Annotated in this window: 4 protein-coding genes and 1 pseudogene; all 5 read left to right on the top strand. The window is 64.3% G+C overall.

Annotation, left to right across the window (positions count from 1 at the left end):
* Positions 1-610 (top strand): carboxyl transferase domain-containing protein (locus MRY80_RS12020; protein WP_293291262.1); only part of this gene is annotated, 610 nt, incomplete at its 5' end.
* A gap of 2 nt (positions 611-612) precedes the next feature.
* Positions 613-2,601: an acetyl/propionyl/methylcrotonyl-CoA carboxylase subunit alpha gene (locus tag MRY80_RS12015; protein WP_293291261.1), complete on the top strand. Its 1,989-nt coding sequence runs from the start codon at positions 613-615 to the stop codon at positions 2,599-2,601.
* Positions 2,598-3,464 (top strand): hydroxymethylglutaryl-CoA lyase, encoded by an 867-nt coding sequence (locus MRY80_RS12010; protein WP_293291260.1) that lies wholly within the window; start codon positions 2,598-2,600, stop codon positions 3,462-3,464. Before MRY80_RS12015 ends, MRY80_RS12010 begins: the two co-directional genes overlap by 4 nt.
* A 4-nt stretch (positions 3,465-3,468) precedes the next feature.
* Positions 3,469-4,260, top strand: coding sequence for a crotonase/enoyl-CoA hydratase family protein (locus tag MRY80_RS12005; RefSeq protein WP_293291263.1), 792 nt, complete (start codon positions 3,469-3,471; stop codon positions 4,258-4,260).
* Positions 4,261-4,899: 639 nt separating this feature from the next.
* Positions 4,900-5,016 (top strand): annotated as a pseudogene (locus MRY80_RS12000) (IS481 family transposase); the annotation flags it as partial.
* Positions 5,017-5,131: the final 115 nt, after the last annotated feature.

The raw sequence follows: 5,131 nt of genomic DNA, 5'->3' as shown, positions 1-5,131 counted from the left end.
TGTCGACGGCGTGCCGGTGGGCATCCTCGCCAACAACGGGGTGCTGTTCTCCGAAAGCTCGCTGAAGGGCGCGCATTTCATCGAATTGTGCTGCCAGAGGAAGATCCCGCTCCTCTTCCTGCAGAACATCACCGGCTTCATGGTCGGCTCCAAATACGAGGCCGGCGGCATCGCGCGCGACGGGGCGAAGCTGGTCGCCGCGGTCTCGACGGCTGCCGTGCCGAAGGTCACCGTGATCATCGGCGGCTCCTACGGGGCGGGCAATTACGGCATGTGCGGGCGGGCCTATTCGCCGCGCTTCCTGTGGATGTGGCCGAATGCGCGCATTTCGGTGATGGGCGGCCCGCAGGCGGCGGGCGTGCTGGCCAACGTCAAGCGCGCCGGCATCGAGGCGAAGGGCGGCACGTGGTCGCCGGAGGAGGAGGCCGCGTTCAAGCAGCCGACGCTCGACATGTTCGAGCGCCAGTCGCACCCGCTCTACGCCTCGGCACGGCTATGGGACGACGGCATCATCGACCCGCGCAAGACCCGCGACGTGGTGGCGCTGAGCCTGAAGGCGGCGCTGAACGCGCCGGTGGAAGAAACCAAGTTCGGCGTGTTCAGGATGTGATGATGACCCCTCCCTTCACGAAGCTCCTGATTGCCAATCGCGGCGAGATCGCGTGCCGGATCATTCGCACCGCAAAACGCATGGGCGTGAAAACGGTGGCGGTTTTCTCGGACGCCGACCGGCATGCGTTGCATGTCGAACTGGCGGACGAGGCGGTGCATATCGGCGAGTCCGCACCGACTGAAAGCTATCTGAACACGGACAGGATCATCGAGGCGGCAAAGGCGACCGCGGCGCAGGCCATCCATCCGGGTTACGGCTTCTTGTCGGAGAACCCGGACTTCGTAGAGGCGGTGGAAAAAGCAGGACTGGTCTTTGTCGGGCCGTCTGCTGCCGCGATCCGCTCCATGGGCCTGAAGGACGCGGCGAAAAGACTGATGGAGCTGGCCGGGTTGCCGGTGGTGCCGGGCTATCATGGCGAAGCGCAGGAAGTCGTTGTGTTGTCGGCGAAAGCCAGCGAGATCGGCTATCCGGTGCTGATCAAGGCGCGCGCCGGCGGCGGCGGCAAGGGCATGCGCAAGATCGACGACGCGAAGGACTTCAAGGACGCGCTTGCCGCGGCGAAACGCGAGGCGAAGTCGGCCTTCGGCGACGATCACGTGCTGGTCGAGAAGTTTATCGCCGCGCCGCGCCATATCGAGGTGCAGGTCTTCGGCGACAGCCACGGCAATGTCGTGCACCTCTTCGAACGCGACTGCTCGCTTCAGCGCCGTCACCAGAAGGTGATCGAGGAGGCGCCGGCGCCGGGGATGACGGAAGAGGTCCGTTCGGCGATGACCGAGGCCGCCGTGAAGGCGGCGCAGGCGATCGACTATGCGGGCGCCGGCACGATCGAGTTCATCGCCGACGGGTCGGGGCCGCTTCGGCCGGACGGCTTCTGGTTTATGGAGATGAACACCAGGCTGCAGGTCGAGCATCCGGTGACCGAGGCGATCACCGGCCAGGACCTCGTCGAATGGCAGCTCAGGGTCGCGGCGGGGGAGCCTCTTCCTCTCCAGCAGGGCCAACTCGCGATCAGCGGCCATGCCTTCGAGGCGCGGCTTTACGCCGAGGATCCGGGCAACGGCTTCCTGCCGGCAACGGGGACGCTGCATCATCTCGCCTTCAGCGAAAACGCCCGCAACGATGCCGGAGTGCGCTCGGGCGACGCGATCACGCCCTTCTACGATCCGATGATCGCCAAGGTAATCACCCATGGCGGGAACCGGCAGGAGGCGCTTGCAAGGCTCGCCGCGGCGCTGAAAGCCACCCACGTCGCGGGCACGGTCACAAATGCATCCTTCCTCGCCGCGTTGGCGGAGCATGAGGGCTTCGGCGCGGGCAAGGTCGACACCGGCCTAATCGACCGCGAGATCGCAAAGCTGTCGGCGCGCCCGCAACTGACCGAGACCGCGATCGCGCTGGCCGTTCTCACCGTCACCGGCTTCGATCCGGACGCGCGGCTTGCCGGCTGGAGGCTCTGGGGGGCGGCAAGCCAAAAGGTCCGGCTCATCCATGAGGGCGAGACGCTGGAACGGCGGCTGGTGCTGCCGAGCGATGGCTCGGTTGTGCTCGAAGGCGGGGTGGAGAGCGTCGAGCTCCGCGACATCACGCGCGACGGCAGTTCCGTCTTGGCGCGCATCGGCGAGGCCGGAGAGCGCATCGCTGCCGACATCGTCACATGGCCCGGCGTCGACGGCACTTCGATCTCGGTGTTGATCGACGGCGCGGCGCATCAATTGCTGCTGCCGGACCCGCTGGCGGTCGCCGCCCATCACGGCGATCATGGCGACGCCATCCTCGCGCCGATGACCGGGATCGTGCGCGCCGTCACCGCGCGCGCTGGAGTCGCCGTCGACAAGGGCGACAGGCTGATCGTCATGGAGGCGATGAAGATGGAAACCAGCCTGACCGCACCGCGTGCCGGTCTCGTCGCGGAGGTCTTCTGCGCCGAGGGCGAGACCGTCGAGGGTGGCGCCGTGCTCATCCGCTTCGAGGAGACCGGAGAATGAAACGCGTCCGCCTTTACGAGGTCGGCCCGCGCGACGGGCTGCAGAACGAGAAGGCGGTGATCCCGACGGACAGGAAGATCGCGCTGATCGATCTCCTGTCGGAGGCGGGCTTCGACACGATAGAGTCAACCAGCTTCGTCTCGCCGAAATGGGTGCCGCAACTGGCCGATGCGGAAGACGTGCTGGCCGGCATCAAGCGCAAACCCGGCGTGGCCTATGCGGCGCTGACGCCGAACCTGAAGGGGTTCGAGCGCGCACTGGCGGCGAAGGCGAACGAGGTGGCGATCTTCGGCGCGGCCTCGGAGACGTTCAGCAGCAAGAACATTAACTGCTCGATTGCGGAAAGTCTGGAGCGCTTCGCGCCGATTATGGAAGCAGCCAGGGACGCCGGCATTCCAGTGCGCGGCTATGTCTCCTGTGTCGTCGCATGTCCCTATGAGGGTGCGATCACGCCGCAGGCGGTGGCGGATGTGGCGGCAAAGCTCATCGACATGGGTTGCTACGAGGTGTCGCTCGGCGACACGATCGGCCATGGCACGCCGGAGACGGTGACGGCGATGCTGGAAGCGGTCAGGAATGCCGTGCCGGCGGAGCGCCTCGCCGGCCATTACCACGACACGAACAACCGGGCACTCGACAATGTTCGCGCCAGCCTCGACCTCGGTCTTCGCACTTTTGACAGCGCGGTCGGCGGGCTCGGCGGCTGTCCCTATGCGCCGGGGGCCAAGGGCAATGTCTCGACCACGGCGCTAGCGGCGATGCTTGCGGCGCAAGGCTGGGAGACCGGCATCGACATGGGCAAGCTGGCCAAAGCCGAAGCCTATCTTGCCAGCGAGATCGCCGCAATTCCGGAAAGAGCATGACATGATGACTTACGAGACGATCCGCCTCGACATCGACCAGCGCGGCATCACCACGGTGACGCTGGCGCGTGCCGACAAGCACAATGCAATGAATGCGCAAATGATCCGCGAGCTCACCGACGCGGCGGCGGCTCTCGCCGCCAACGCGCAGATTCGCGCGGTGATCCTCGCGGCGGAGGGCAAAAGCTTCTGCGCCGGCGGCGATCTCGGCTGGATGCGCGAGCAGGCGGACAAGGACCGGGCCGGCAAGATGGCGGAAGCCGGCGCGCTGGCCGACATGCTCGGCGCATGGAACGCGCTTCCGAAGCCGGTGATCGCGCGGGTGCAGGGTCCGGCCTATGGCGGCGGGCTCGGGCTGATGGCCGTTGCCGACATCGTCGTCGCCGCCGACACGGCAAAGTTCGCGTTGACGGAGACCCGGCTCGGGCTAATCCCGGCGACGATCGGCCCCTTCGTGGTCGCCAAGCTCGGCCCGGCCTTCGCCCGGCAGGTGTTCTTCAACGCTAAGCCCTTCGGACCAGACTTCGCACTCCGTTCAGGCCTGGTTGCCAGAATTACCGAACTCGACGATCTTGACGCGACGGTCGAGGAAGAAGCCGCCGCTTTCCTCGATTGCGCACCCGGCGCCGTAGCCGACGCCAAGGCGCTCTGCCGCCAACTCGCCGGTCCCGATCCCGCCGCACAAGCGGACATGACCGCCAACGCGCTCGCCGACCGATGGGAAACCCGCGAAGCCCAGGCGGGCATCGCTGCCTTCTTCGCCAAGGAAACGCCGCCGTGGAGAAAGGGCGGCTGAACGCTCAGTCCGTCTCGATCTTCACTTCCACATGGTCCGCGGCAAAGCGACTTTCGGCGTACTGGATCGAAACGCCCCCAGCCTGCGCTCTGTCTAATGTCGGCTATTGGCACAAAACGGACGCATTGCAGCCGAATGCGGAATGTCCGTTATCGGCACCGAATCCGGTCATCTGATGAGCGTTCGCGGTTGGTGAGGAAGCTTGTGGAAATCTGCGCTCGCGGGAATGAAGCCACCGGTATGGGTAAGGGGGCGGGTAAATTCTAGGGTAATTAAAGCATTTCGAAAAAAACTTACACGTAAAAGAATTACTTAGAAGAAGTGTATTGATTCGCCCCTGGCGCCATTAGTTCCCTCCGGAAAAGCAAAGAGTTGAGATCGTCGCGCCCAGCGTCTTTGGCGGGCGTCGCGTTTGTATTGCGTGTTGGTTTCGTAGGGATTCAGCAACTTACAGCAGATTACGGCGCTTCCTGGCGACACGAGCGCGACACGTTCAAGCCGTGCGTCGCAGCCATTTTCTCGCTAGCTGTTTGATCTCGAGTTTTGATGGGGCACCCTTATCTTCGGAATCAAAGGATGCGCTATGGGGACTAGGTTCATCATGAGGGCGCCAACACGACTGCGGCGGTCCGTCGAGCGATACAACATAGTCAAGAGAGCCTGAGAACGCTGTCTAAGCGTTACGGGATCAACGAGAAGACCGTGGCGAAGTGGAAGAAACGGTCCTCGGTGGCTGACCTGCCGACGGGCCCCAAGTTCAGCGTCATCGCTTTGTGGTCTGTTTTCAAATGGAACTCAGCCATCTTTCGTCTTTGCGCATGTCGTTATGTCCGCAAGAGAGTTTGTGCGCAGCCTATCTTGATAAATTTAT

The organism is Oricola sp. (assembly GCF_022763245.1).
In the GTDB taxonomy this organism is placed as follows: domain Bacteria; phylum Pseudomonadota; class Alphaproteobacteria; order Rhizobiales; family Rhizobiaceae; genus Oricola.
This window is presented reverse-complemented; position numbering and strand designations above follow the sequence as displayed.

Coding starts and splice junctions, on each gene's coding strand:
- MRY80_RS12005 (WP_293291263.1), top strand. CDS start 3,469: ATGACTTACGAGACGATCCGCCTCGACATCGACCAGCGCGGCATCACC.
- MRY80_RS12015 (WP_293291261.1), top strand. CDS start 613: ATGACCCCTCCCTTCACGAAGCTCCTGATTGCCAATCGCGGCGAGATC.
- MRY80_RS12010 (WP_293291260.1), top strand. CDS start 2,598: ATGAAACGCGTCCGCCTTTACGAGGTCGGCCCGCGCGACGGGCTGCAG.